This window comes from Hyella patelloides LEGE 07179 (genome assembly GCF_900659865.1).
GTDB lineage: Bacteria > Cyanobacteriota > Cyanobacteriia > Cyanobacteriales > Xenococcaceae > Hyella > Hyella patelloides.
In genome coordinates, this window is sequence record NZ_LR213849.1 from 1 (window position 1) to 25,766 (window position 25,766).

The window sequence follows — 25,766 nt, forward strand, 5'->3', positions numbered from 1 at the left end:
TTCTTTTGGGTTTTGATACTTCTAGTCCTAGAGCAATAGCTAAATCAGATTCTAGGTAATATCGATGCCCTGATGGGGTTCTCTTCGCTGGTAATTTTCCCGTTTCATCCCATCTATGAAGAGTTTTTACGCTAACTCCTACTCTTTTAGCAAATTCTCCTGGTCGCATTAACTTTTCCTAGACATAATGTCTAAGATTGTACAGCTTTGTCTAGCAAAATTGCTACTAGACTAAAGCTCTCATTGCCTCTCTTTAAAACTAATAATTTTAGGCTGAATAAACAAAGTTAAAGGATAAAGAAACAAGGAATAAGGAAAACTTGATTGATTGCTTAATTCCTCATCCTTAATCCTTTATCCTTCATCTAACTCTCCTCTGAAGTGGTGGGGTTCATAAATGTAGGAGAAAGAAAAGCAACTACCGCTCCTAGCATAAAACCAATTACATTACGCACTAAAGGTAATAATTCAGGAGTACGAGTTACCACAGGGCCAATACCAAAAGCTAAAAATAGAATTCCCCACAGAGGTGACATGATTAAAGCCCATTGCCAGGCAAATACTCCATCGTCTTTTCTGGGTATAGCTGCTCCACCAAAAATTATGCCACCAACTAAAGAGCTAATCAAAGTTAAAATCCATTGCTCTCTAGGTAAGCCAGGGACTACGTTACATCCACCTTCTTGAGTCAGACAGCCTTTAACTACATTCATCGCATCGACAATAGCATTATTTTCTCCGTTTTCTCGCACATAATACATATTGCCAAAGCGAGTTTGTAATTCAATCCAAAAAGTACGAGGCATCAACTCATAAACTTCATCTCCGATACTAAAAGCTAAAATATTGCCTCCTCTGCCATCTGCTACCAAGAGAATGCTTTTATCATCCAAACCCCAATATTTGATGACTGCTCTTCCTGGAGTGCGATCGTATTGGGTAAGAACTCTTAATTTCCAGCCTGTATCGACTTCAAATTGCTCTAAATCTTTGATTAAATTTGTTTCCTGACCATTTGGCAGAAAATTTGCCAGATCCACTACAGGGGTTTCTTCGTTGGGCAATAATTCTGGATTATTGACTGCCAAGGCTGTGGGTGTGAACCAAGTAGCGCAAATTAGTAGACAAGTTCCTAGAGTAACTAACAAACGTTGCATCAGAGAGACTGCGCCTTGAGAAGACGAAGTTTCCTCTGACTTCGTAAAACTTTTTTGCATGATGGATTTAACTACGGACTCCGTTTATAAATAAATAATTATTACAACAATATTATTTTTGTTACAGTTGTTTACCTTATTTTAAGGTTATCAGTTATTTTAAATCCTGGGAACTGAGATTAATTATTTAGATTCTGGTTGTCTCCAGGCTTGCCAAGCTGCTTTAAAGCCGATCGCTATGCTACGGGTATTTACTTGAGCTTCTTGTACCTGTTCTTTAGTGTCTGAAATTGCTTTATCTACTTGCTTGACAATTCCTGTCGCACTTTCTACACCCCGATCTATTTCTTCGGTTAGTTGGTTAATCTCGATTCCTGTGAGACGAATAGCTTCTAGTGTAGGGGGAAATTCGCGGTTAAGAGTATCAAACAATTTTTCCGCACTGCGAGCAGCGCGAGCTACCTCTTGCAACGTGGGAATAGTCACCACCAATACTGCGGTTAAACTAACTGCTACCAAAAATAGCGATATTCCTAGCCAAAATACAGGATCGATCATCTAAAGATTAAAAATAAATTTACATAGCTTAATTGAGATCGTTTTGTTGTTGAGCATTAATTTGTATCGATCTTATTTTCTCTTTTTCCCCTTGACTTGCTTCTTGTCCTGCTGCGATCGCTTGTTGTAAACGATTTAGAGTGGCTTCCCAGTTTTGTAAAGCTTCTTCTGAAAGCCTATTAGTCTGTAATTGAAGAGTTGTCGCTAAATCTTCTGCTAATTCTGGAAGTGCATCAACCGACTTTTCCAGGACTTTTCTGGTTTCTTTTCCTGTGCGAGGTGCGATCAATAATCCGATCGCTGTCCCAATAGCACTACCAATGGCCAACCCAGTAACGAATGTACCTGCTCGATTTTGCCTTGACATTCCGAACCTCAGCTTATATACCTATTACTCTCCAGCTTAACATTGCCTCAGTCAAAGGAACGAGGATTGAGGATTGAGAACTGATACGGATGGTCAGTAGTCAGACAAGTATAATCAAAAAAGTAACTCCCCTAATTGTTACAAAATATTACAGAATGCATAAAATTCTTGGTTACTCGCGAAGTAAATATTGGTTGGTTCATGCAGACCGATTGTTGATTCATACCAATATTGAGGTAGCTGTTTTAAAACAGTTACCTTTTTTTTTGATGTCAACCTAAACTGCCTTTATTGACTCGAAAAAGCTATCGTCAATGTCATAACCAAATAACTTCGCAAAAGACTTTAACCGAGAAGTGCTACTAATTCCTCTTTGTTGACACCAGATAGATAAGACAAATATTTTATGCATCACATAGATTTCTAAAGCTTCAGGATTGTAAATAATACCCTCACTACGACTAAATTGATGTGGTACTAACATTGCCGTATAGCGAGCCAGTTCCCCCGATCTCCAATCTAAAAGAAAAGGTAGCCAAGGATAGTTAGCATCTAAACAAACAAACCAAAGTCTAATCTCAGCAATTTCTGATAGCTCCCTAGGATCTTCCGCTTCTTGCTTGTAGTTAATCACAAATTTTAGCTGTTGTTCATAATTAGTAACCGCTTTGTCTGTGGGTAAATTGGATATTTTTTCTTTAACAGCAGATAAATCTAGACTGTTGATAGTTTCTGCATCTAAAGCGATCGTAATAGTCATCAAAAATTTAACTCCCCAAACAACGATCTACGATAATTACTGGACTATTAACCTTATTTTAAGTTAAAGTTGTAACGAGTATGTATTAGTTTTTTTAAACAACGAGCCTCGTCTATGAATAATCGGGAGGTTAACCCCAAGTCTATTAGTTCATTGCAAGATGCGATTACTCGCTGCCAAGATCTAGGAATGCGAGTCAGTCGCCAACGCCGTTATATTCTAGAGTTACTATGGGATAAACAGGATCACTTGTCTGCAAGAGAAATCTACGATCTCTTAAATCAACAAGGTAAAGAAATTGGACACACTTCTGTTTATCAAAACTTAGAAGCTCTTTCCGATCGAGGTATTATTGAGTGTCTTGAAAAGTCTGATGGAAGACTATATGGTAATGTTAGCGCTCCTCACAGCCATGTAAATTGCCTTGATACCAACAAAATTATCGATGTTAATGTCGAGTTACCTCCTGATTTGTTAGCGGAGATAGAAAGCCAAACAGGAGTCAAAATTACAGATTACCGTATTGATTTTTATGGTTATCAAAACCAAAGGTAGAGTTTAATCAAAAAATATCATGTCTTCGTAGGGATTTTGTTTGGTTGCTGCCAGGCGAGTTTGCCAGTTTCCAATATGAAGCTCTAATTTATGATGATCTGGATCGAGGATGTATAGTGAGTCACCTTCGCTAGTATTTTCTTGCCACAAATTAAGATTTAATTGCTCGATATTTTGCCGATACCACTTCAATTTTTCTGGAGTAACAGTAAAAGCATAGTGTGTGTAATCAGAAGAAATTTGACTATCAGTATTTGATTTCAGAGACAGGCATAGCCATAAATCTCCTGCTAATAAATATGCGCCACGTTTCCATTTAGCTAAAGGCTTGCAGTTCAACTTTTGAGTATAGAAGCTGAAAGATTTTTCTATATTAGAAACTGATAAATTGAGATGATTTAATCCTGTAATCATAAGCCGATCCGTGATTTTGGCGTTTTTAACTTCTAAAATTATAAACTTGAATGTAGCGATCGCTATTTGGACAATATGGTTTAACTTAAGTTAACAGAGTAAATTTACTTTTTCTATGGGTTTGCCCTGCTTAATTGAGCAAAAAAAATTTTCAAATAAGTGTAGAAGAGAGTATAATCTAACATTTGGGGCTATTTATTAATTATTAACTTTAAGGAGAGTATATATGTCTCGATATAGAGGACCCAGGCTACGTATTGTGCGTCGCTTGGGAGAACTACCTGGCTTAAGCCGTAAAAGTCCGCGCAAGGCTTATCCCCCAGGACAGCATGGTCAAGCACGAAAAAAGCGTTCTGAGTATGCGATTCGCCTTGAAGAAAAGCAAAAATTACGTTTTAACTACGGTATTAGCGAAAAACAATTAATTGGTTATGTCCGTAAAGCTCGCAGAGCAACTGGTTCTACTGGTCAGGCGTTATTACAACTTTTAGAAATGCGTCTTGACAATACTGTTTTTCGTCTTGGTATGGCGGGTACAATTCCTGGCGCACGTCAGTTAGTGAATCATGGTCATGTAACTGTTAATGGTCGTGTTGTAGATATTGCTAGTTATCAGTGTCGTCCTGGGGATGTAATTACTGTTAGAAATCGCGATCGCTCTCGTAGTTTGGTACAAGCTAACATGGAATACCCTGGACTAGCTAACTTACCCAGCCATTTAGAATTCGATAAAAACACTTTGACAGGAAAAGTTAATAGCGTTGTTGAAAGAGAGTGGATTGCTTTACAAATCAACGAACTGTTAGTTGTTGAGTATTATTCCAGAATGGCGTAACACCCTAACAGTTTGCTTCCCAGAAATACAAGTACTATTGCTAAATTTCTAAGATTTATGGTGGTTATCGAGTGGGCGATTGGTGTAACTAGCTTCGTGAATCTAAAGTCCGTGGGTTATTTCCACTCCTTAATCCTTAATCCTTAATCCTTTTTCCTGCCAAAAATAACTGTTATCCGCCGATTTGGGACATGGTACGAGTGTAAATTCCCTTGTTTGTACCAGAGTCCCTTTGTTTGAAGTTAATTTCTGACTTGAGATGGAGTAGTTGTTGAACTTGTTGTCGAATCTCTCGATCGCTGATTCGGTTACGCAAAGCAGTTTTCAGATCTATTTGACCTGTTTCATTAAGTAAACATGGACGCAACCAGCCATCGGCGGATAATCTTACGCGGTTGCAGCGATCGCAAAAACATTCTGACATTTGAGAAATAAAACCCAAAGTTCCCTTCGCCCCAGGAATTTGGAAAACATCAGCAGGACCATTACCTGTAACAGCACCAGACTCCAAACCATAGCGGTTTCCAATTTGTGTTCTCAACTCCGCCGAATCAATCCAAGCGCGATCGCCAAAAAGTTCGGGATTGCCAATAGGCATAAATTCAATAAAGCGGACGTGCCAATTACGTTCTATGGTTAAGGCAGCTAAATCTAAAATTTCTGTTTCATTTACCCCAGGAATTACCACTACATTGAGTTTTAAGGGGTTAAATCCTACCTGATAAGCCGTCTGAATCCCTTGCCAAGTTTGCTGCCAACGACTACGCCCTCTGTTACCAATAATACGGTCAAAAGTTTCGGGATTTAAAGAATCTAAGCTAATATTAAGGCGGTTTAAACCTGCATCATATAGAGCTTTTGCCTGCTTTGCCAGTAAAAATCCATTAGTGGTCATTGATAAGTCTTGGGTTTGAGGTAAATCAGCAATTTCTTTGACTAAATCTACCAATCCTGGTCTTAACAAAGGTTCGCCTCCAGTTAAACGAAATTTGGTAAAACCCAGAGGGATAAAAATATTTTTGAGTAAAGTTGTAATTTCTTGGTTGGTGAGCAATTCTTGACTCAAAAGATAATCAAGCTCTGCTTCTTCTGGCATGCAGTACTGACAACGAAAATTGCACTTGTCAATTAAACTAATACGCAAGTAATCAATTTGGTTCATTTGTTAAATTTATTCTGTTATTTTTCTTCATGCTATTAAATATTGAGTTATATAGGGTTTGCAGGTATCTCAATTAAAGATACTGGATAACTCTAAGTCAACCAAAATAGCTATTGTGAGTAATTGTCTATCAAGACCAATTGAAATTCTTCTAGTAGAAGATTCTTTAATCGATATCAAAGTTATTGCTAAAGTATTCGAGCAGGTTGCTACTCCCCATAGCTTAAAGGTTGTAAGAGACGGAGTAGCAGCGATCGCTTATCTGTGTCAGCAGGGAGAATATCTCAGCTATCCTAAACCCGATCTAATTTTGCTCGATTTGCATTTGCCAAGAAAAAATGGACTAGCAGTATTAGAAGCAATCAAATCTGATGAGCGATTTGCTGATATTCCTGTAATTATGCTCACAGTCTCTGGCGACCAACAAGATATTGCAGAATGTTATCAAAGAGATGCCAATTGTTATTTGACAAAGCCCAGTAATTTACAAGAATTTGAACAATTGGTCCAAATTATCCAAGATTTTTGGTTGCAAATGGTTCAATTGCCAATGACTTAAATGTCGTATTCTCAGAAATCACCAGTACTATTAGTCTCTAGCTCTACTTCTTCACGGTCTGTTAAACTGCGATCGCTGATGGCTTCTGCTGCGTGAAAATCATTACTTAATAGTCTACTAAGAAATTTATTGAATTAATTGATAACTAAAACTTATATTATTAATAAGGAAAAATTGTGGTAAATCCTTAAAAAATAAGAAAAAAATTACGGTTGTTTCATTGAAAACAGCTAGAAATTTCTACTGTGCTAGAATCAGCAATACAAGGGCAAGCAGCAGGTGATGGATAGAAGTTATGTTTGAACGCTTCACAGAAAAAGCCATAAAAGTAATAATGTTGGCCCAGGAGGAAGCACGCCGTCTGGGTCACAACTTCGTTGGTACTGAGCAAATTCTTCTCGGCTTGATTGGCGAAGGCACAGGAGTCGCTGCCAAAGTACTCAAATCAATGGGAGTCAATCTTAAAGATGCTCGTATTGAGGTTGAGAAAATTATTGGTCGCGGTTCTGGTTTTGTTGCAGTGGAAATTCCTTTCACTCCCAGAGCCAAAAGAGTGCTGGAACTATCTTTAGAAGAAGCTCGCCAATTAGGACACAACTACATAGGGACAGAACACCTGCTTCTCGGTTTAATCCGTGAAGGTGAAGGCGTTGCTGCCAGGGTACTGGAAAATCTCGGAGTAGATTTATCTAAAGTACGTACCCAAGTTATCAGAATGCTAGGGGAAACAGCCGAAGTTGCTCCTGGTGCTGGTGGCTCCCAAGGCAGAAATAAAACTCCTACTTTGGATGAATTTGGCTCAAATCTGACTCAAATGGCAGGAGACGGAAAACTCGATCCTGTTGTTGGTAGACAAAAAGAAATTGAGCGTGTCATTCAAATTTTAGGTCGTCGGACTAAAAATAACCCCGTTCTCATCGGTGAACCAGGGGTGGGTAAAACAGCAATCGCTGAAGGATTGGCGCAGCGTATTGCCACCAAAGACATTCCCGACATTCTTGAAGAAAAACGAGTAGTTACCCTAGATATTGGTTTGCTGGTAGCAGGAACTAAGTATCGTGGGGAATTTGAAGAACGTCTCAAAAAAATCATGGATGAAATTCGTCAGGCTGGCAATGTCATCCTCGTAATTGACGAAGTTCATACTCTCATTGGTGCAGGTGCAGCAGAAGGAGCGATTGATGCAGCCAATATCCTCAAACCAGCTTTAGCTAGAGGAGAATTGCAGTGTATCGGTGCTACTACTCTGGATGAATACCGTAAGCACATTGAACGAGATGCAGCCTTAGAACGTCGTTTCCAACCTGTAATGGTGGGTGAACCATCTGTAGAAGAGACTATTGAAATTCTCTATGGTTTACGGGAACGTTACGAACAGCATCATAAATTAAAGATTTTAGATGAAGCTTTAGAAGCAGCAGCTAAATTATCGGATCGTTATATTAGCGATCGCTATTTACCAGATAAAGCAATTGATTTAATTGACGAGGCTGGTTCTCGTGTTCGTCTAATTAACTCTCAACTTCCTCCAGAAGCCAAAGAATTAGACAAAGAATTGCGCGATATTCTGAAACAGAAAGATGATGCGGTACGCTCTCAAGACTTCGATCGTGCTGGAGAACTGCGTGATCGTGAAATGGAGATTAAAGAGCAAATCCGTAATATTGCTTCTAGCAAGAAATCACAAGGAGAAGTTGACGATTCTCCTCACGTTGATTCCGAAGAAATCGCTCATATCGTGGCTTCTTGGACTGGCGTACCAGTTAACAAAATTACCGAAACTGAATCGGAAAAACTCCTACACATGGAGGACACTCTCCACCAGCGTATCATCGGTCAAGAAGAAGCTGTTAAGGCAGTTTCCCGCGCTATTCGTAGAGCTAGAGTTGGTTTAAAAAATCCCAACCGTCCGATTGCTAGCTTCGTCTTCTCTGGACCGACTGGTGTAGGTAAAACCGAGTTGACAAAAGCTTTGGCTACTTACTTCTTTGGTTCAGAAGATGCCATGATTCGCCTTGATATGTCCGAATACATGGAACGCCATACAGTCTCCAAACTGATTGGTTCTCCTCCAGGGTATGTTGGCTATAACGAAGGTGGTCAGTTAACAGAAGCAGTGCGTCGTCGTCCTTATACAGTAGTCTTATTCGATGAAATAGAAAAAGCACACCCTGATATCTTTAATATGCTGTTGCAGATTTTAGAAGATGGTCGCTTAACGGATGCTAAAGGACGTACCGTAGATTTCAAAAACACTCTTTTAATTCTGACTTCTAATATTGGTTCTAAAGTAATCGAAAAAGGTGGCGGTGGACTAGGCTTTGAGTTTGAAGAAAACGCAGGAGAAGCCCAGTACAATCGCATTAAATCTTTGGTTAACGAAGAACTTAAAAACTACTTCCGTCCTGAATTTCTCAACCGTTTAGATGAAATCATTGTATTCCGTCAACTAAACAAAGAAGAAGTCAAGGAGATTTCCGAAATTCTACTCAAAGAAGTCTTTGCTCGTCTTACTGAACAAGAAATTACTCTTGAAGTAACAGATAAGTTTAAAAACCTTCTCGTTGAAGAAGGGTTTAATCCTGCTTATGGCGCACGTCCTCTACGTAGAGCAATTATGCGTCTATTGGAAGATGTGTTAGCAGAAGAAATTCTTTCTGGAAGAGTCGGAGAAGGTGATACTGCTACTGTAGATGTTAGTGAAGAAGGCAAAGTTGTTGTCCTGCCACAACAACAAGAACAAGAATTATTACCTTCCTCTTAAAAGAAACTACTTTGTAGCAAATATAAGTAACTAGAATTTTAGTGGTAGAGAAGTTAAATTCTCTACCATTTTTATGGATTATCGTTAACTAGCATCAAGATAAGAGAATTATTTATCTGACTAAGGTAACAGAACAAATTCTTTCCCAAGTTAATCCCTTAATGTCTGGTTGATAATTCCAACGTAGTAAATTAGCCGATTGACCAACGGTCACAGCAGGCTTCGGAGGGGCTGTCTCTTGAATGCGATTCAAGAGTTTATAAGCCCCGTTCGTTAGAAGGCGGAGTCCCGTCAAGCGGGATCGAGATAATCTGTGACCTGTTGCAATACCAGGTAAATTAATCGCTTTGCGGGGTGATTCTGTAGCAAGTGCGATCGCTTTTTGGGGACTACAAATATCCCATCTTACTAAATTTTGCACTGCTGTTAATAGGGGTAAAGTTGTTCCTGAAAGAGTACCATCGGGGAGACTTGCTGTACCATCTTTAACAGTAATGGTTCTACTATCCCAAGGATAAACACCATCGGATAATCCTATCGGTGCTAAAGCATCACTAACTAAAAATATTTTATTAGGGTTACTACTACTATTGAGTAATACTTTAATCATAGTTGGACTGACGTGTTTTCCATCAGCAATTAACCCACAATATACACTATTATTTACAATTGCTGCGCCTAATAATCCAGGTTGACGATGATGTAAACTAGGCATCGCATTGAAGCTATGGGTAATCATTGATGCTCCTAATTTAAAAGCTTTTTCTGCTTCTGTTTCTGTAGCTAAAGAATGACCTAAGCTAATAATAATATTGTGTTCTTTTAAGTATTTAATGGCTTTCCCTGTAGAGTCTAATTCTGGAGCAAGAGTAATTATTTTTACCAGATGTTGATAGTCTCCAATAACCTGTTTTAGAAGATCGATAGTTAAAGGTAGTAAGTATTGTTCGGGATGTGCGCCTCTTTTAGCATAGTTTAAGAATGGCCCTTCTAAATGAACTCCTAATATTTTGGCAGTTAATTCGGAATTAGATTGTTGCTTAATAAATGATTGGATCGCATATAGCGATCGCTGTATCTTATCTATTGAAGTAGTCACAATAGTAGGGAGAAAAGCATCTACTCCTTGTTGCCATAAGTAATCACAAATTTCTTTTAATTTTGGGATATCTGTAATTTCTAAATCGGGAAAAGCTAAACCCAAGCCACCATTTATTTGTAAGTCAACACCACCTAAAGATATATAATCACCTGTAATATCTAAAACACTATCTTGAGGTTGTATCTCAATTTTTTTGTCTGTAATTTGCTCGATAATATTTTGTCGATCGATAACAATATTTTGTAATCCTTGATACCCTGGTATTTGAGCATTACAAATGATCTGGCGTTGGTTCATTTTTTGTTAGTAGTTGGTGGTTAGTGGTTAATTGTTAGTGGCTTGTGGCTTATTACTTATTACTTATTACTTATTACTTGCTACTGAAAAATTTCCTAATCCCTCATCCCTTATACTTCATCCCTGGTTACGCTGTTTTAACAAATCGGATAATTTCTTTAACATGACCGAGAAACTGACTGTCTTCACTTAATTGAGCGATCGCATTTTCGGCTTCTCTAGATAGCTTTTCGTGCTCCACTGTGTTTTTAGCTTGATAATCTTCTAATAAAGCAAGAAGACGTGCTAACTGTTTACGATTTTCCTGGGATATTTGCTGTTGTTTACTAATTAAGGAATCAGGATTTTCAATATCTAGTTTAGTCTCTATATTTTTAATGGCTTTTTCTATGGTTTTGACTCGATTATCAAGCTCGATAGCATCTTTGCGGGGATATTTAACCTCTTTTTTGATACTAGATAATCTTTTATTTAGATATTGATAACCGCGAATTGCAGGACGTAAAATTGTTAGTAATAAAGTTAATCCAGAGCTAACATAACCCACATTACTAATACCAGTAACAGCCAGTAAATAAAGAGCAAAAGCCGAAATTAGATGTAATGCGATCGCTCCAATTAATGACCAATTAATAACCTTGTAAACATATTTTAATTGTTTTTGATTTACTTCTAAACCTTTTTCTTGAGAAGTTTTAGCTTCAGTAATTGTTTCACGAGCGTCAAAATAAATATTCCAAGGGATTGTCACAATAACTATTAACCACCAAAAAGAAGCAATTCCAATTAACCAATCAATCAAGCTTCCTGCGGAGATACCCAACCATTGCACCACACCACCTACTATGATTGCGAATATTCCCAAGCTAATAGTAGAGCCGACATATTTACTTAACATTGTTCTCAATTAAAGTATTTTGTTTATACTTAATTATGAGTAAGTAATTAATGATATTTTTTGTGGTTGTGACAATTTTTTGAGCTTCATAATCTATTCAATTACTTTAAAATGATAGAGAGCGATTTAATCTGTCTATACCGCAATCGCTAACTTTTTCAAACAAAGAATCAACTATAAGAAACACATCCCAAAAATCTTTTTCCATTAAATTTGAGATTCTGCTAATAACTAAATTTTCTAGCTGCTCATTTCGACATCCCTTCCATAACACATCAGCTACAGCAACGAGTAAATCTTCAATAGTATTATCTGGATCGTTCCAATGTGCATGAGTTCTACAAAATTTAGCAATATGTGGTGGGATACCTAAATTAATTAAATATTGTTCTCCTTCTAACTCATGTCTATTACCTGACTTATAAATTTCATTATTAAAAATTATTTTTCCTGCGTCATGAATTGCAGCACCAATTAAGACTTGTGAGTAATTACAATCTAAATTAGGAAAATTAGTTTTTAAATCAGTAATAATTTCTTCAGTAGCTTCAACAACTAACTTATGATGCTTAATTAATCTTTCTGGAGCTTTTTGCTGTTGTAAAAATGCATAGATTTCTCTTGGAGTTGTATACTGAGATTGCATATTATTTTTTTGATTAATTGTTGTTAATAAATACTCGTTAATGTTTATTAAATTTTATTGAATTATAACCAATATTATAAATTTTTAAAAATATCTCGATTTTCTGTTTCTGCTTTACTAATAAAAAACTTAATAAAAAGCATTCCGACAATCATTTAAAAGACAATCTAATTTTCGCCTAGCTCGATGAGGATTTTGACATCTGAACAGAGCAGCAATTACTGCTTCATCAGGATTTCTCTTATTTTGTTTGACAGCAAATATCGCATCTTGATTAGAAAATCCGCGCCGACTAACTAACCAAGCAGCTAAAACTATTCCAGTACGTCCAATTCCACCAGAACAATGAACTACTATTTTTTGACGTTGTTCATCTGCGGAAATCAAGAAAGGGATAATGCTCTCGATTAATACTTGTGATTGAGGAATCTGAAAATCTTGAAGTGACTGCCATAATACACATTTCTTGCCAAATTTTTCACGATAAGTTTTTAATAAATCTACTTCATAACGATTTAGGCACTCGCTTTGAAGCAGACAACAAACTTTTTCAATCTTTTGTCCTTGCAGAAATTTAATCCATTGCTCAACTGCTTTTTGTCTATATTTGGGTTTAGCAGCACCGTATATGAAAGATTCATGGTGTTCCGCAGCAGCAAATTTATACATATTTTGTGGTTAGATAAAGACTTATAATTTTAATTTTGATTATTATATTGTCTTCAAAAGCTTTTATGTTGAAATACTCATTAATGTTTCTTGAACTTTGTCTAACTCTAACCAATATAAATTGGAAAAATTAGATCTATCTTCTGGTTCTGTCTCACTAATAACTAACACTAAAGTAGGAACTTTCAAACCTTCTAAATAACGAACTAATTTTTTTCGTTCTTCATCCCAAGCAATCAAAACACAAATACAACCACTTAATAAAGCAATTCGCTCCATAACCCTAGAAGTTAAAGACTCAAAAGGCTTATCTTGACAAGCTTGCACAGATGCTAAAATCTCTAGCATTTGTTCTGTATTACCTAAGCCTCTTCCTGAAGTAAAACAATAAGCAGATTCTCCCACAAACATCAAATCCAATAAAGATTCTTGGGTTTGCCAATCGCAAGCAAAAGATGCAGCTACCGACACTGCTTTCTCTAAAGTGTCACTGTATTCTACTGATTGAAAAGTATCCAAAATTAAAGCATGACGTACAAAAAATTCCGCTTGTTCTTCTTTAACTACTGGTTTACCAATCTTTGCCCAACTTTTCCAATGAATCCTTCTTAAAGGATCGCCAGGACGATAATCCCTTAAAGACATAAATTCTTCAGAATCTCCCACAGAAGAAGCTAAAGAGACATTCCCTGATTGGGCTTTTCTTGCTCCAGAAAGTTCAAAAGGTGGTATTTGATATCTCTTGGGTAAAATTAAGATCGATTGAGGTAAAGACACCATTTTACAAGCATTGAATAACCCCAAAGGATCGGGACGAGCTATTATCACTCCAGCCAAACGAATTACGCCACGACGGGAGGGCATTAATTCTACTGTTGCTTTAGCGGTGCTGCGGGATGCAATAGTGGATAAAGAAATCGCTTTGGTAGTTGCTCCTTGATTGCGCTTAATTAGTTTCAACCAGCGATAGTAAACTACACTCAGAGAAACAAAACGACTTTTTTGGGGATAAGAGCGTAAATATTTAGTTAATTCTGTTCTATTAGGGCGAGGATCGGCAAAATTTTCGCTTATTTGAAGCCCAATTTGCAATTTATGAGTTCGATTCTCAATCGTGATAGGATATTGTAAGCTGATTCCTACTGTGCCAAATTTGGGTAAGGTACGTGATACAGTAAAGCGATCGCGAAAACGTAAACTCCATACCATGGCAATTCCCAGCATTGACAGTAGGAAAGCAAATATTTGATAAGCCATTGTTTGCTTCGTATCTATCCCAATCATTGCAGAAATCACTAAGCAAATTAATAGCCCTATCCCTAAAGTCGTAAATCGCCTTTTAAACCACTGCGTAACGGTATAACTGCTATGAAAAAGACGATAAGGCAATGGCTTCATAATTCAAATTAAGGAAGAAAATTAGATTTCTATCCTGGCATAGCCAATAGCTATTAGGAATTGGGGAAAACAAGGAAATAAATGAAGAACGAGGAATGAGAAAGTTAACAACCAACGAAATTATCCCGTTTGGTTTGGGACTTGACGGGATAAACAATGAACAACTAACCAACAACCAATTGCTTTAAGATAATTAGGCTGAAGTTCATTGTATTTTTTATGTCTAATCTTGCTGCTTTAATTCCGCAAATGCAAAAGGCAGAATTTTACCCGCATTCTGCTACTGATAATATTGAATTAATTCAAACTCATGTTTCTGCTGTTTTTTTAACAGGAGACTATGCTTATAAACTAAAAAAAGAAGTTAACTTTGGGTTTTTAGATTACTCGACTTTAGAGAAAAGGAAGCACTTTCTTGAAGAAGAAATTAAGATGAATGGGGTAATTGCTCCTGAGCTATATTTAGAAGTAGTACCTATTACTAAAAATGGCGATCGCTTTATTTTAAATGGTACAGGAGAAGCTATAGAATACGCCCTTAAAATGCGTCAATTTCCCCAAGAAAATTTATTTATTAATCTCTTTGAAGCAGGTAAGCTTGATATCGAGCAGATGGCAGAATTGGGTAAAATTGTGGCTCAATTTCACAAAGAAGCTCAGACTAATGATTATATAAGTAGTTTTGGTACAGTGGCAAAAATTAGGGAAGCCTTTGACGAAAACTATCAACAAACTCAAGGTTATATTGATAGAGGACAAACCCAAGAACAACTGACAGAAACTAAAGCCTATACAGATAAGTTTTTTGCAGAAAGAGAAGACTTATTTAACAGCCGAATTACTAACAATAAAATTAAAGAGTGCCACGGTGATTTACACCTCAAAAATATTTGCTTGTGGCAAGATAAAATTCAATTATTCGATCGCATTGAATTTAATGAACCCTTCCGTTTTGTAGATGTCATGTACGATGTGGCGTTTACCATGATGGATTTAGAAGCAAGAGGAAAACAAGACTTTGCTAATGTTTTTCTCAATGCCTATTTAGAGCAGACAGCAGATTATTCAGGTGTACCCCTATTACCCCTCTACCTCAGCCGACAGGCTTACGTAAGAGCTAAAGTAACCTCTTTTTTACTAGACGATCCTAATGTTCCCGAAACCGTAAAACAGGAAGCTCAAGCAACCGCTACAGACTACTATAAGCAAGCTTGGTCATATGCCCAAAATCGTCAGGGAAAACTGATTCTAATGTCTGGGTTATCTGGTGCAGGCAAAACTACTGTGGCTAAAACCATTGCGAGAAAACAAAGTGCAATTCATCTTCGCTCTGATGCAGTACGCAAACAACTAGCAGGAATCTCTATAGAAGAAAAAGGCAGTGATGCTATCTATACTTCTGAAATGAGCCAAAAAACCTACGATCGCTTATCTGAATTAGGTATTATGTTAGCTAAAGAAGGCTTTACTGTGATTCTCGATGCCAAATACGATCGCATTGCTTATCGTCAGCAAGTAATTGAAGCAGTAAATAGCAACAACATACCTTTGCAAATTATAAACTGTACTGCACCCATAGAGGTATTACGCGATCGCGTAACTAACCGTACTGGCGATATTTCTGATGCTACGGCGGATTTACTCGCATCTCAACAAGCCAATGCAGAAGAGTTCACCTCAGAAGAAAAAACTTATGTCACTAATGTTGATACTTCCAAAACTAATTGGGAAGAGCAAATTAGCTGATTAGGATCGAAAGTATTTCCAGAAAAGAAATTACTAATAAATAAAACCAGGGGTGATCGACACCCCTACTCTTTATATCATTTGAGTTTGTCGTTATACGAAGTAGGAAAGAGAATGCTACACATAGATTTTATAAGCATGAAAGTTAATAAGTAGTTCCACCTAAAAAAAAGTAAAATTAGACTGTGTTCGATTTAGGGAAATCAAACCGTCCTAAAGGATACCGCTCCCCTAAAGGACTCGCTCCGCATCGCGCGACCGAAGGAAGTCCTTTAGGGCATATGCCAGCAGGATTAAAAATAACTTTAACCAAAGATGAAGATAAGTAATTTCAAAATACTTAAATGGTGAAATCAAATCTTTTTATCGATAAGATAATGATGGTTAAATCTACAGGCTACATTTCGACACAATCAGCTCGATCTCTGCCTACTCACATCTTATGTACTAGTTCGATTTAGTAACAATGTATCAAAAATGATTTCAGCTTATAAACTGACTACCGTATTGCTTACTGCTTTACTATTATTAGTTGGTTGTAATAGTCTTCCTAAAATTACTATTTCTATTGGAGATAATACAAGCAAAGATAGGGATGAACTAGAATCACATACAATAGAATCTCCAGCAATATCTGAGTCAAAAGGATCAAAAGAGATAGGACAAGAAGATCGAAGCAACCGCACTGATGCTAATGAGGTGATAACTCGATCGAGTTCATCATCTGCTTGTTCGGCAACAAACATCAATCAATCCAATAAAATAAGTCTCTTAAAAAAATCAAATGGTCGCCAAACCTTTAGTGGCTCTGGTACTTATATCTCTGGCTTAGATCAGTTTGATGCAGCTCCAGGTTTTGATAAGGTTACTGATGATTTAGTCTTTGCAGGCTCTGAAGCAGTCTTCGGGTTTCAGGATGGGAGATGTGCTACATTTGACACCATTACATTTAGGGCTACTGGGATGCGTCCAGACTTTAATGATAAAGAGTTTGAACTTTTGGTTGGCAATGATTCACCTACAGGTAAGTTTGAATCCATTGGTAAATTTATAGTGGACGGACAGACACCGACCCAGACATTCAATTTTGACCCCTTAGTAGGTCGATATTTTCAAGTCAAAAAACTTACTAGAGAAAATTTTAGTGATTCTGTTTACGTGTTACAACTTTGGGGCACACTCGAATAATTTTGCTTTTGCATAAACATATTTATTCTTACAAAACTATCCTAACCTCAACCGTCCCAACTGTATACTGTTCTCTCAAAAGTGCGATCGGGCAGTGCCAGGCTACGCCCGATCGCAGATTCATCATTAAAACTAAGATTCCTTGTTTAATTAAGTGGAACTATTTAGTTATTGATGTTTTTTTAGTTTTTTATTTTGCTAAATAACCACCATCTACAGCTAAAAGTTGCCCTGTCACAAATCGAGCATTATCCGAACAGAGCCATAAAACTGCATCCGCGACTTCTTCAGGAGTACCTAATCTCTGCATCGGTAACATTGCAGTAAACGGGCTTGTATCTCCACCAGCAGCTTCTCGCAACATTTCTGTGTCTGTGGGACCTGGGGCGACTGAATTAATCCGAATTCCTTGCTCTGCATATTCAACAGCAGCAGCCTTGGTTAAAGCATGGACTGCGTGTTTAGTTGCTGTGTAAGGAGAGAGTCCAGGTACAACTGTACGTAAAGCATGAATTGACAGAATGTTAACAATCGCTCCTTCTAAACCTTCGCTAAGGATAGCTTCCAACTCATACTTCAAACAATAAAAGCTTCCTTTTATGTTTACATCTATTAAACGGGAAAAACTTTCCTCGTTCTGTTCTGCTAACAGAGCCATATCTCCAATTCCAGCAGCATTGTTAATCGCTAGATCGAGAGTTCCAAAAGAGTCAATTGTTTGTTGGATCAGGTTACGAACTGAAATAGGCTCGGCAATATCTGTCTTGACAAACATTGCTTTACCTCCATTAGCCTGGATTGTGTCTGCGGTTTCTTGTCCCAAAGCTTCACGACGATTTGCCACAACTACTCGAACTTCTTGAGATGCTAGTGCCAAACAAATAGCTTTTCCAATACCACTTCCACCGCCTGTAACTATAGCAGTCTTACCTTTTAAAGATGAATAAATAGGCATTTGTGTTTATTGAGTAAATACTTCTAACTTTTATCTTTCAAATCTTAGATAAGCTTTTGATATCTGTAAAATACTTATTCGATCTTAAATGATGCTTCAAAGTTATCAATATTCTAATGACAACCTGATTACCAAGCCCTTCGGTCTAAAGTAATGAGTAATGAGTAATAAATACAAGTCGCACTATATACTTATTACTTGTGAATTTTGCTATTGCGGTCGCAACGCGCCTCGCCAACGGCGAGATCGCTTTTTTCGCTTCCACTAAGCAGTAGTATCAAAATACGGCAATACTCGTAACCGAAACTATGTGGCAATCAATCGCAAGAGAAATTACTAAAGCAACAGAAACAACTTTTGAAATTACTGATACTCGTTCAGTGGGTGGTGGTTGTATCAATCAAGGATATTGCGTAATAGGAAATGGTAATACCTACTTCGTCAAAATCAATCAAGCTTCTCAAGTAGAGATGTTTCATGCAGAAGCTTTAGGTTTAACACAAATGTATGATACAAAAACTATTACGATACCGAAACAGATTTGTTGGGGTGTGGCGGGAAATTCTTGTTATATCGTTCTAGAGTGGTTGGATTTAGGAAGGGGTAATAATAATAGTTGGCTAGAAATGGGTCGTCAGTTAGCAATGATGCACCAAAAGGGTATAGCAGATAACTTTGGTTGGGAGATGAATAATACTATTGGTTCAACCCCTCAGATTAATACTTGGATGGATAACTGGGCAGATTTTTTTGCCGAACAACGAATTGGTTATCAGTTGCGACTGGCTAATAGAAGAGGTGGTAATTTCCCTGATACTAATAAAGTAGTAGTAGCAGTTAGAGAAAGACTAGCCAATAGACAGCCAGAAGCATCTATAGTTCATGGTGATTTATGGTCTGGGAATGCCGATATTACAGAAGATGGTCAGCCCACTATATTCGATCCTGCCACCTATTACGGCGATCGTGAAGTAGATATTGCCATGACAGAATTATTTGGTGGTTTCCCCTCGGCTTTTTATCAAGGCTATAACCAACAGTGGCAATTAGATTCTGGATATCAACAACGTAAAAATATCTACAATCTTTATCACATTTTGAACCACTTTAATCTCTTTGGTGGTGGCTATGCCTCCCAAGCTAAACGCATAATTCAGCAGATTGTTTGAAAGGATGAATTACTACGTCCTCGAAGGGGGATGAAGGATGAATGATGAGGAACTTTTTAAGAAACGAAGAAAAAATTAAACAAGGAAGACACCCCACGAATCTAACCACCAACAACTAACAAAATTAGTAATACAGAATACAGATTATTTTCTTGTCTTACCCAGTACAAAATGATTCCAAAATTTGATACCCTATGCTAATAGCTTTGGGAACGGAAGGTAAGCGTGGATATATCAATTGGTCGCAGAAAACAAGCTCGTAGAGCTTATGGATTCGATGAAATCGCCCTCGTACCAGGTGCGAGAACCCTAGACCCTAGTCTAGCGGACACCACCTGGGAAATTGGTGGCATTAAACGAAGTATCCCCATTATTGCCAGTGCTATGGATGGGGTAGTAGATGTCAAAATGGCAGCCTTGCTATCAGAATTAGGTTCATTAGGAGTGCTTAATTTAGAAGGAGTACAAACCCGTTATGACGATCCCAACCCCATATTAGAGCGTATTGAATCGGTAGGGAACGATGAGTTTGTGGGTTTAATGCAAAAGCTTTACGCAGAACCTGTTAAGCCAGAATTAATCACCAAAAGAATCAAAGAAATTAAAGCACAAGGGGGCATTGCTGCGGTTAGTTTAACTCCTGTTGGTGCTAGTAAATATGGTCAGGTAGTGGCAGAAGCAGGAGCAGATTTAGTATTTGTTCAAGCAACGGTAGTTTCGACTGCTCACTTGTCTCCTCAATCTATTGCACCTTTGGATTTGGCTCAGTTTTGCCAAGAAATGCCCATGCCTGTAATTTTGGGTAACTGCGTTACTTATGAAGTGACAATGCAATTAATGAAAGCTGGTGCTGCTGCGGTGTTAGTCGGTATTGGCCCTGGTGCTGCTTGTACTTCTCGCGGTGTTTTGGGTGTTGGTGTACCCCAGGCTACCGCTACGGCTGATTGTGCTGCTGCGAGGGATGATTATTACGCGGAAACAGGGAAATATGTTCCTGTGATTTCTGATGGCGGTATTGTTACAGGAGGAGATATTTGTAAATGTCTTGCTTGTGGTGCAGATGCGGTCATGATTGGTTCTCCCATTGCTAGGGCTGCGGAAGCTCCTGGGGGTGATTATCATTGGGGTATGGCAACTCCTAGTCCTGTGTTACCCCGTGGTACAAGGATCAAAGTGGGTACAACAGGTACTATTAAACAGATTTTAGTTGGACCAGCCAAACTTGATGATGGTACTCATAATCTTTTAGGTGCGATTCAAACCAGTATGGGTACTTTAGGAGCGAAAGACCTCAAGGAAATGCAACAGGTTGATGTTGTCATTGCACCTTCTTTATTAACTGAAGGTAAGGTTTATCAAAAAGCACAGCAGCTTGGTATGGGTAAATAGCTCATTGGTTATTTACTTATTTTAAAGAAGGGATATTTAGTTAATATCCCGATTTTTTTGGCTATTTTTTGCGTATTTCCCAAGACTAGAACTGGGTTAAAAACCGTAAATCACTATTGTATAAACGACGGATATCATCAATTTGGTGTAATACCATCGCAAATCTTTCCACACCAAAGCCCGCAGCAAAACCACTGTATACTTCAGGATCGTAACCCACTGCTTTTAAAACGTTAGGGTCTACCATCCCACAACCCATAACTTCTAACCATTTACCTTTCCATTGCACATCCACTTCCGCAGAAGGTTCAGTGAAAGGGAAATAGCTAGTACGAAATTGTACGGGAAGCTCATCACCAAACATCCGTTGTAAAAATTCTTTGATTGTTCCTTTGAGGTCGGTAAATTTGAGTCCTTTATCAACAGCTAAAAGTTCTAATTGATTAAAGACCGCAGAATGAGTGGCATCTACTGTATCACGACGATATACTCTCCCAGGAGCAATAATGCGAATCGGAGGTTCATTATTTTCCATGTAACGAATTTGCACCGAGGAAGTGTGAGTTCGCAATAAGTTACCCCCAGGAAGATAAAAGGTATCCTGCATATCTCTGGCTGGATGATCGGCTGGAGTATTTAAGGCTTCAAAATTATAATAATCAGACTCTACTTGAGGCCCCGTAGCGACAGTGTAACCTAAGCCTACAAAAATATCTAATACTCTGTCTACCACACCATTAAGAGGATGAACTTTACCCAGAGGACGACTTACTCCAGGCATAGTTACATCTAGGGTTTCGGCTTTAATTTGTGTCTCTATTTGAGTTTTTTCTAACGCTGCTTTTTGATTATCCAACTTACCCTGAATGGCTTCTTTAACTTCATTAGCTAAAGCACCCACTTGAGGTCGTTCTTCAGGGCTTAATTTTCCCATACCTCGCAAAATTTGGGATAATTGACCTTTTTTTCCTAGGTATTTAATTCTAAATTGTTCTAAGTTATCTAGATTGTCAGTGGTGGTAATTGCTTGAACGGCTTCTTGTTGTAATTCTGTCAGTTGGTTTTGGATAGGAGATGTACTCATTCTTGGGGATAACTTACAGTTTCAAATATTGGTATCTAATAGTCGATGATTGGCAAGTAATAGTGTATCGAAATTTTGGCAAGATCGATTTTGTTTATTTCGTTCTCTCACGTCTAATTTAATCACGAATAATTGTCACAGGGAATTTCGCTACAATTGATACGGTTGAATTAGGGCAGTTTATGTTGTTTAAGCAAACACAATTTAAGGTTATTCTCTACAGTACGCTTTTGGGTTTGTCTGCTTTGTTGAATGCTTGTGGCAATTCTCAACAGTTAGAACAGGCTTTGAGTGCCGATCCTGATTTACAATCAACTACAGAAGAGACTGCTACTGATGAAACTACTGCAACTCAAGATCGCAATTCTCAGCCTACAGATGAGAAGCAACAAGATATTCAACTAACTAAATTACCTAAAGGAGAGTCTGCTACTTCTGGAGAATCATTAACCAAAGAAACGGAGCAAGCCGTTGCTAATTTACCTGAAAATCTGCCTTTTTATCCCCAAGCTACTTTAGAAGTAATTGCACCCCAGTCTACCAAAGAAAAAGGAGTTAGTGAATGGCGATCGCGTGATAGGATAAATACCATTGTTGATTACTATCAAGAAAAGTGGCAAGGTTCAGATTGGCAAGTTATTCAGCCTTTTAAGCCCGATTCAGAAAATAATCCTACGGCAATAGTTAGTAGAGATGATCTAGACTTTACAATCTTGCTAGCTCCACCCACACAAACAGAAGAAAATAGTCAGGAGGAAACACAACTTACCATAATTTATCAAGCTGCTGAGCCTCAAACAGCTGCTACTGCGGAAACTTCAGAAGAAAAGTTGGCTTTTAATAATGATAATTTAGAAGAAAGTAACAGTAATACTGAAATTAATAATTCCCCTGAAGATACAGAAGAACCAAATATAGTTGCTTCAGAGGAAACTAACGCTCAAGCAAGCAATCAGTCTAATTCTTTTGCCGATATTGCAGAAACTCCCGAACAATTACGTCAGTATGTGCAAGATTTAGCTGCATTGGGTGTAGTGTCTCCCAAAGTTAAAGACACGGCAACTAATTCTCGACAATTCCAACCCAATGAAACTATTACCCGTCGTGAGTATGCAAAATGGTTAGTTAGGACTAATAATAAATACTATGCTGATTCTCCAGGAAATAAAATTCTTTTAGCTAATAAAAGTACCAATGCAGCCTTTAAAGATATTGGTGTAAACGATCCTGATTTTGCCGAAATTCAAGGATTAGCAGAGGCGGGCTTAATTCCTTCACCACTGACTAGCGATAGCAGCAGTCTCTTATTTCAACCAGATGCGCCTTTAACCAGAGAAGATTTAATTACTTGGAAAGTTCCTTTGGATGTTCGTGGAGCGTTACCTAACGCAACTGTCACTGCGATTCAAGAAGCTTGGGGTTTTCAAGATGCGAGTAAAATCGATCCTTTAGCCATATCTGCTTTATTTGCTGATTATCAAAATAGCGATCGCTCTAATGTAAAACGTATCTTTGGTTATACTACTCTATTTCAACCCAAAAAAGCTGTTACCCGTGCCGAAGCTGCTACTTCTCTTTGGTATTTTGGCTATCAGGGAGAGGGTATTACTGCTAAAGAAGCCCTTACTTTAGCCGAATAAATACTGTTAGATAAGCAGAGAAAATACGGAAAGAATATCAATAAAAATACTTACTAAAAAATAGTTTTAATTTAAAGACAGTGTAACCAGTTATTATCGGCTTTAAACCAAGAAAAGATGTTGTCGTTTATTAGTAACACTTTGCGCTAAATGACTTAAATTTGGGGTTTTAAGCTTTGTGACCCTTAGTATTTTGCAACTGTTAGGTTATATTGTGAACAGATAAAACTTAATGGCATTAAATCATTATGAGGGAACTGAAAGATCAATATAGAATCCTCAGAGAGTATGTAGCTGGCAATAAAAATTGGTCACAAACTACGTTAGCTAAAGTTAATCTCAAAGGAGCAATTTTAAAAGAAATTAATTTAAACAATTCCTGTTTGATTGAAGTTAATTTACATAGTTGTAATCTAGAAAAAGCTAGTTTACAAGCAACCGACTTATATAATTGTAATTTAGAAAATTCTCGTTTGAAAAATGCTAATTTATCAGGTGCTAATTTAGGACAAGTTAATTTACGTAATGCCCATTTAGAAAAAATTAACTTAACAGACGCATACCTCAGAGATGCTGACTTAACAGGCGCATACCTCAGAGATGCTGACTTAAGAGGAGCTTGTTTACAAGGAGCAAAATTGGATAATGCTTTCTTAGTGGGGGCAATCTATAATAATGAAACAATTTTCGATCCGGACTTTTCTGTAGCAAACAGAGAAATGGTTTGTGTTGATTCTTATGAAGATAAAAAGCTCAATTCTGCTACGCCAAAAGCATCTACTAAATCAGATAATGTTTTAGTAACCAAAAATATGTCTTATCGGGGTGTGAAATATGAATTCCAACCCCAAATAAAAGATTTCAAAATGGCAAAACTAAACTCCCAACAAGCACTCATGAAATATAGAAATCAATTATGCTAGCAAATCGGGAATCTGTTAGACCGAAAATGGTAATTTATTTAACAGAATATTGAGCAAAACTTTGGTATTTTCTTTCTACATCATAAAGATGACAGCGATCGCCTATTTGCTTCATTAAAGACCAAGAAAACTCAGTTTCATGAAGATATTCGCCCCAATTTTCTTGAAGAGAAGCATGAGCTTGACGTAAATTATACCAAGGAATACCTGTAGTTAAATGGTGAGGAATATGGACGTTAATGTCGTGACAGAGAAACTCTACCCACCAAGGATACTTACAATGAACTGTACCGCATAATTGAGCTTCTGCTGCATTCCATTCTCCCTCTGGTTTGAAAGGAATATCAGGTAAAGTGTGATGCACAACAGTAAAGGTGCTAATCCAAAAATGATAGACAATCCAGGGTGTAAGCCAAAATTTAACAAAACCCCAAAACCCAACAGTTAGAAATAAAGCAGGAAAACCAATAGCTGCGCCGACAATTACAAATAAAGCCGAAAATCTAATTTGCTCTTTATCTTTACCTGTGTGAGCCCACCAACTAAAGTGTAAACTAGCCCAGTGAGCGATCGAGCCTACCCACCAGAAACGACTTCTCAAGCGACGATACCACCATTGCATAGTAGGGGAAAAGCTATCGTAGGTTTCAGGGGTAAAAGGATCCCAAGCGTTATCTACTTCCAACTTGTTGGTATGCTTATGGTGATGATTGTGCAAAATGCGCCATGCATGATAAGGATAAATTGTCGGTAAAAACATTAAATGTCCTACCAAGTCATTTACCCAAATACGATTAGAAAAAGAACGATGACCACAATCGTGACCGATTACAAACATACCAGCTAAACTTGTCCCTAGGAAAATCCAGGCAAAGGGGAGTAAAAACCAGGGAGAAATTGCAATTAACCAATAACCAGCAGTTACACAAGCAAGATTAACAATTACTGTCAACCAGGCTTTACGAGCATCTTTAACAAATACTTCTTTCGGTAGAGTGTTGATAATATCTCTCAGCTTAATATTTGAGTCTAGCTGAGGAGACTTACGAAGGGGAATCAATGTTGTCATAGAGTTGTGTTGTTATTAAAAGGCACAGCAAAACCACTTTAGTTGCTAAGATTGAGCGAACTAAAAAGATAATGCATCTGTTTCTAGCCAGAAAAACCAGTAAAAAACCTAGATAAGCAGTAATTTTTTACCTTATTGTCACAAACAGTCTTTGTTTACAAAACTTAAATAGTTATAGCATAGTTTGGGGGATCGGGGATGAACCATGAAGGATAAATGATGAATTATGAAGTATTCACGAAGTCAGAAATCTGAAGTCGTGATGTCAGTCGTTTTACCTCTGAGGCGAAGGAGCGAGGATTCAATACTTGAATATATTTTGTTTCTCTTCGCCTAAAATGGCGAGGCGCATACTCCAACTTCGGGCTTGATCTAACTCCTGACTCCTGACTCTATCCTCCTGACTTCAGCCCGAAGGGCGTGGTAATTCTGAATCAACAATCAGTAATTAACAATTAACCA

The 25,766-nt window shown here is 37.7% G+C and carries 25 protein-coding genes; 10 read left to right on the top strand and 15 right to left on the bottom strand.

Going from position 1 to position 25,766, the window contains the following annotated elements:
* The 5 genes from H1P_RS14435 to H1P_RS14455 form a co-directional block, all read right to left on the bottom strand.
* The coding region (locus H1P_RS14435; RefSeq protein WP_144862861.1) for a MerR family transcriptional regulator at positions 1–169 on the bottom strand (169 nt) is incomplete at its 3' end.
* Positions 170–365: 196 nt separating this feature from the next.
* Positions 366–1,157: a TPM domain-containing protein gene (locus H1P_RS14440; protein ID WP_144868347.1), complete on the bottom strand. Its 792-nt coding sequence runs from the start codon at positions 1,155–1,157 to the stop codon at positions 366–368.
* Positions 1,158–1,340: 183 nt separating this feature from the next.
* A complete protein-coding gene (locus H1P_RS14445; protein ID WP_144868297.1) occupies positions 1,341–1,715 on the bottom strand; it encodes a DUF948 domain-containing protein in 375 nt (124 codons plus the stop codon).
* Between the two features lie 28 nt (positions 1,716–1,743).
* Positions 1,744–2,082, bottom strand: a complete 339-nt coding sequence (locus H1P_RS14450; RefSeq protein ID WP_144868300.1) for a YtxH domain-containing protein — start codon at positions 2,080–2,082, stop codon at positions 1,744–1,746.
* Positions 2,083–2,359: 277 nt separating this feature from the next.
* Complete coding sequence (locus H1P_RS14455) at positions 2,360–2,842, bottom strand: CRR6 family NdhI maturation factor (protein WP_144868302.1); 483 nt, start codon at positions 2,840–2,842, stop codon at positions 2,360–2,362.
* Positions 2,843–2,956: 114 nt separating this feature from the next.
* On the opposite strand from H1P_RS14455, the gene H1P_RS14460 reads away from it, so the two are divergent.
* Positions 2,957–3,397 carry a Fur family transcriptional regulator gene (locus H1P_RS14460; RefSeq protein WP_144868304.1) on the top strand — a complete coding sequence of 147 codons (441 nt, stop codon included), beginning with the start codon at positions 2,957–2,959 and terminating at the stop codon, positions 3,395–3,397.
* Between the two features lie 3 nt (positions 3,398–3,400).
* Here H1P_RS14460 and H1P_RS14465 read toward each other — a convergent pair whose 3' ends face one another.
* Positions 3,401–3,811 carry a VOC family protein gene (locus H1P_RS14465; RefSeq protein WP_144868306.1) on the bottom strand — a complete coding sequence of 137 codons (411 nt, stop codon included), beginning with the start codon at positions 3,809–3,811 and terminating at the stop codon, positions 3,401–3,403.
* A 226-nt stretch (positions 3,812–4,037) separates the two neighbouring features.
* Between H1P_RS14465 and rpsD the strand changes: the two genes are divergently transcribed.
* Positions 4,038–4,646 (top strand): 30S ribosomal protein S4, encoded by a 609-nt coding sequence (gene rpsD / locus H1P_RS14470; RefSeq protein WP_144868308.1) that lies wholly within the window; start codon positions 4,038–4,040, stop codon positions 4,644–4,646.
* A 172-nt stretch (positions 4,647–4,818) separates the two neighbouring features.
* Here rpsD and moaA read toward each other — a convergent pair whose 3' ends face one another.
* Positions 4,819–5,808: a GTP 3',8-cyclase MoaA gene (gene moaA / locus H1P_RS14475; protein ID WP_144868310.1), complete on the bottom strand. Its 990-nt coding sequence runs from the start codon at positions 5,806–5,808 to the stop codon at positions 4,819–4,821.
* Positions 5,809–5,923: 115 nt separating this feature from the next.
* On the opposite strand from moaA, the gene H1P_RS14480 reads away from it, so the two are divergent.
* Positions 5,924–6,367 (top strand): response regulator, encoded by a 444-nt coding sequence (locus tag H1P_RS14480; RefSeq protein WP_144868313.1) that lies wholly within the window; start codon positions 5,924–5,926, stop codon positions 6,365–6,367.
* 295 nt (positions 6,368–6,662) lie between these two features.
* Positions 6,663–9,131 (top strand): ATP-dependent Clp protease ATP-binding subunit, encoded by a 2,469-nt coding sequence (locus tag H1P_RS14485; RefSeq protein WP_144868315.1) that lies wholly within the window; start codon positions 6,663–6,665, stop codon positions 9,129–9,131.
* A 112-nt stretch (positions 9,132–9,243) separates the two neighbouring features.
* Here the strand turns inward: H1P_RS14485 and nagA are convergent, their stop codons facing one another.
* The 5 genes from nagA to H1P_RS14510 form a co-directional block, all read right to left on the bottom strand.
* Positions 9,244–10,530, bottom strand: coding sequence for an N-acetylglucosamine-6-phosphate deacetylase (gene nagA, locus H1P_RS14490; RefSeq protein WP_144868317.1), 1,287 nt, complete (start codon positions 10,528–10,530; stop codon positions 9,244–9,246).
* A 127-nt stretch (positions 10,531–10,657) separates the two neighbouring features.
* Positions 10,658–11,428, bottom strand: a complete 771-nt coding sequence (locus tag H1P_RS14495) for a hypothetical protein (protein ID WP_144868319.1) — start codon at positions 11,426–11,428, stop codon at positions 10,658–10,660.
* A 106-nt stretch (positions 11,429–11,534) separates the two neighbouring features.
* A complete protein-coding gene (locus H1P_RS14500) occupies positions 11,535–12,074 on the bottom strand; it encodes an HD domain-containing protein (RefSeq protein ID WP_144868321.1) in 540 nt (179 codons plus the stop codon).
* A gap of 129 nt (positions 12,075–12,203) precedes the next feature.
* Positions 12,204–12,743 carry a protein-tyrosine phosphatase family protein gene (locus H1P_RS14505; protein ID WP_144868323.1) on the bottom strand — a complete coding sequence of 180 codons (540 nt, stop codon included), beginning with the start codon at positions 12,741–12,743 and terminating at the stop codon, positions 12,204–12,206.
* A gap of 63 nt (positions 12,744–12,806) precedes the next feature.
* Positions 12,807–14,141, bottom strand: coding sequence for a DUF58 domain-containing protein (locus H1P_RS14510; protein ID WP_144868325.1), 1,335 nt, complete (start codon positions 14,139–14,141; stop codon positions 12,807–12,809).
* A gap of 219 nt (positions 14,142–14,360) precedes the next feature.
* Between H1P_RS14510 and H1P_RS14515 the strand changes: the two genes are divergently transcribed.
* Together H1P_RS14515 and H1P_RS14520 are read left to right on the top strand one after the other, a co-directional pair.
* The gene (locus H1P_RS14515) at positions 14,361–15,887 is read left to right on the top strand and encodes a bifunctional aminoglycoside phosphotransferase/ATP-binding protein (RefSeq protein ID WP_144868327.1); all 1,527 of its coding nucleotides are present in this window, start codon (positions 14,361–14,363) and stop codon (positions 15,885–15,887) included.
* A 477-nt stretch (positions 15,888–16,364) separates the two neighbouring features.
* Positions 16,365–17,075 (top strand): discoidin/SUN/FTP domain-containing protein, encoded by a 711-nt coding sequence (locus H1P_RS14520; RefSeq protein WP_144868330.1) that lies wholly within the window; start codon positions 16,365–16,367, stop codon positions 17,073–17,075.
* 190 nt (positions 17,076–17,265) lie between these two features.
* Here H1P_RS14520 and H1P_RS14525 read toward each other — a convergent pair whose 3' ends face one another.
* The gene (locus H1P_RS14525; protein ID WP_144868332.1) at positions 17,266–18,030 is read right to left on the bottom strand and encodes an SDR family NAD(P)-dependent oxidoreductase; all 765 of its coding nucleotides are present in this window, start codon (positions 18,028–18,030) and stop codon (positions 17,266–17,268) included.
* Positions 18,031–18,338: 308 nt separating this feature from the next.
* On the opposite strand from H1P_RS14525, the gene H1P_RS14530 reads away from it, so the two are divergent.
* Positions 18,339–19,199, top strand: a complete 861-nt coding sequence (locus H1P_RS14530; protein ID WP_144868334.1) for a fructosamine kinase family protein — start codon at positions 18,339–18,341, stop codon at positions 19,197–19,199.
* Positions 19,200–19,424: 225 nt separating this feature from the next.
* Positions 19,425–20,588 carry a GuaB3 family IMP dehydrogenase-related protein gene (locus tag H1P_RS14535; protein ID WP_144868336.1) on the top strand — a complete coding sequence of 388 codons (1,164 nt, stop codon included), beginning with the start codon at positions 19,425–19,427 and terminating at the stop codon, positions 20,586–20,588.
* An 85-nt stretch (positions 20,589–20,673) separates the two neighbouring features.
* Here H1P_RS14535 and pheS read toward each other — a convergent pair whose 3' ends face one another.
* On the bottom strand, positions 20,674–21,672 hold the full coding sequence (gene pheS / locus H1P_RS14540) for a phenylalanine--tRNA ligase subunit alpha (RefSeq protein ID WP_144868338.1): 999 nt from the start codon (positions 21,670–21,672) through the stop codon (positions 20,674–20,676).
* 182 nt (positions 21,673–21,854) lie between these two features.
* Between pheS and H1P_RS14545 the strand changes: the two genes are divergently transcribed.
* Positions 21,855–23,312, top strand: coding sequence for an S-layer homology domain-containing protein (locus tag H1P_RS14545; RefSeq protein WP_144868340.1), 1,458 nt, complete (start codon positions 21,855–21,857; stop codon positions 23,310–23,312).
* Between the two features lie 248 nt (positions 23,313–23,560).
* On the top strand, positions 23,561–24,235 hold the full coding sequence (locus tag H1P_RS14550) for a pentapeptide repeat-containing protein (protein WP_144868342.1): 675 nt from the start codon (positions 23,561–23,563) through the stop codon (positions 24,233–24,235).
* Positions 24,236–24,269: 34 nt separating this feature from the next.
* Here the strand turns inward: H1P_RS14550 and H1P_RS14555 are convergent, their stop codons facing one another.
* Positions 24,270–25,304 carry a fatty acid desaturase gene (locus H1P_RS14555; protein WP_144868344.1) on the bottom strand — a complete coding sequence of 345 codons (1,035 nt, stop codon included), beginning with the start codon at positions 25,302–25,304 and terminating at the stop codon, positions 24,270–24,272.
* Positions 25,305–25,766: the final 462 nt, after the last annotated feature.

Coding starts and splice junctions, on each gene's coding strand:
- H1P_RS14460 (WP_144868304.1), top strand. CDS start 2,957: ATGAATAATCGGGAGGTTAACCCCAAGTCTATTAGTTCATTGCAAGAT.
- H1P_RS14520 (WP_144868330.1), top strand. CDS start 16,365: ATGATTTCAGCTTATAAACTGACTACCGTATTGCTTACTGCTTTACTA.
- H1P_RS14485 (WP_144868315.1), top strand. CDS start 6,663: ATGTTTGAACGCTTCACAGAAAAAGCCATAAAAGTAATAATGTTGGCC.
- H1P_RS14555 (WP_144868344.1), bottom strand. CDS start 25,304: ATGACAACATTGATTCCCCTTCGTAAGTCTCCTCAGCTAGACTCAAAT.
- H1P_RS14455 (WP_144868302.1), bottom strand. CDS start 2,842: ATGACTATTACGATCGCTTTAGATGCAGAAACTATCAACAGTCTAGAT.
- H1P_RS14545 (WP_144868340.1), top strand. CDS start 21,855: ATGTTGTTTAAGCAAACACAATTTAAGGTTATTCTCTACAGTACGCTT.
- H1P_RS14510 (WP_144868325.1), bottom strand. CDS start 14,141: ATGAAGCCATTGCCTTATCGTCTTTTTCATAGCAGTTATACCGTTACG.
- H1P_RS14440 (WP_144868347.1), bottom strand. CDS start 1,157: ATGCAACGTTTGTTAGTTACTCTAGGAACTTGTCTACTAATTTGCGCT.
- H1P_RS14445 (WP_144868297.1), bottom strand. CDS start 1,715: ATGATCGATCCTGTATTTTGGCTAGGAATATCGCTATTTTTGGTAGCA.
- H1P_RS14505 (WP_144868323.1), bottom strand. CDS start 12,743: ATGTATAAATTTGCTGCTGCGGAACACCATGAATCTTTCATATACGGT.
- moaA (WP_144868310.1), bottom strand. CDS start 5,808: ATGAACCAAATTGATTACTTGCGTATTAGTTTAATTGACAAGTGCAAT.
- pheS (WP_144868338.1), bottom strand. CDS start 21,672: ATGAGTACATCTCCTATCCAAAACCAACTGACAGAATTACAACAAGAA.
- H1P_RS14500 (WP_144868321.1), bottom strand. CDS start 12,074: ATGCAATCTCAGTATACAACTCCAAGAGAAATCTATGCATTTTTACAA.
- H1P_RS14530 (WP_144868334.1), top strand. CDS start 18,339: ATGTGGCAATCAATCGCAAGAGAAATTACTAAAGCAACAGAAACAACT.
- H1P_RS14465 (WP_144868306.1), bottom strand. CDS start 3,811: ATGATTACAGGATTAAATCATCTCAATTTATCAGTTTCTAATATAGAA.
- nagA (WP_144868317.1), bottom strand. CDS start 10,530: ATGAACCAACGCCAGATCATTTGTAATGCTCAAATACCAGGGTATCAA.
- rpsD (WP_144868308.1), top strand. CDS start 4,038: ATGTCTCGATATAGAGGACCCAGGCTACGTATTGTGCGTCGCTTGGGA.
- H1P_RS14525 (WP_144868332.1), bottom strand. CDS start 18,030: ATGCCTATTTATTCATCTTTAAAAGGTAAGACTGCTATAGTTACAGGC.
- H1P_RS14450 (WP_144868300.1), bottom strand. CDS start 2,082: ATGTCAAGGCAAAATCGAGCAGGTACATTCGTTACTGGGTTGGCCATT.
- H1P_RS14495 (WP_144868319.1), bottom strand. CDS start 11,428: ATGTTAAGTAAATATGTCGGCTCTACTATTAGCTTGGGAATATTCGCA.
- H1P_RS14515 (WP_144868327.1), top strand. CDS start 14,361: ATGTCTAATCTTGCTGCTTTAATTCCGCAAATGCAAAAGGCAGAATTT.
- H1P_RS14550 (WP_144868342.1), top strand. CDS start 23,561: ATGAGGGAACTGAAAGATCAATATAGAATCCTCAGAGAGTATGTAGCT.